The organism is Pseudomonas huaxiensis (genome assembly GCF_003231275.1).
Lineage (GTDB): Bacteria > Pseudomonadota > Gammaproteobacteria > Pseudomonadales > Pseudomonadaceae > Aquipseudomonas > Aquipseudomonas huaxiensis.
The window spans coordinates 1-597 of sequence record NZ_QKVL01000161.1 but is presented as its reverse complement, the minus strand read 5'-3'; the positions used below and the strand labels follow the sequence as shown (position 1 = coordinate 597).

Annotated in this window: 1 protein-coding gene; it reads right to left on the bottom strand. The window is 51.6% G+C overall.

All coding sequences use genetic code 11. The features are described 5' to 3' along the window. The coding region (locus DM374_RS33990; RefSeq protein ID WP_225422705.1) for a DUF6708 domain-containing protein at window positions 1–522 on the bottom strand (522 nt) is incomplete at its 3' end. Window positions 523–597 lie beyond the last annotated feature (75 nt).

Here is a 597-nt window from a genome sequence, read left to right as displayed (position 1 = left end):
AACGCCGCCCTTGATGACGACCCCATGCGAAGTCGCGCCGCGCTTCAGCCAGCGCTCGGCCCGGACCTGTGACCAGTCGTAGGCTACCGGCTCGACCCGCCAGCGTTCAAAAGGGTTCCACCAGCGGTAGTTGAAGTTGTAGGCGTAGAGGCGTTGGCGGGATCGGTTGAAGCGCAGAGGTAAATCTCGGGGAGGTGCTGTATCGATTTTCACACAGAACCACAAAGACCAAATTTCAACAGAAAGACAAAAGAGAAATATCATCCAAATCTCAAAGATAAGCTTGTGTTCAATTGAAAAAAAGAACCATGACATCTGAATCATCAAAGCGGCCATAACCGGAACAAACCAAATCAACAAACCTCTGATAAGTGCTGAGGCACGCGGTAACTCCAGAAATACACCATTCTGAAAGTTTGGCGTATCGAATCCCAAGGCAGGAACTACGACGGGCAATTCGTCAGGACTGGGCAGATCTTCCTGCCAACCAGAACAAGGGGGAACAAGTCGCGGCCTTTTCATCCGACTCACCTCTTCGCGCCAGCAGTGATCTTGTCTTCCTTTACGATCAGTCGGGCGACCCCGGATTCATCGTTT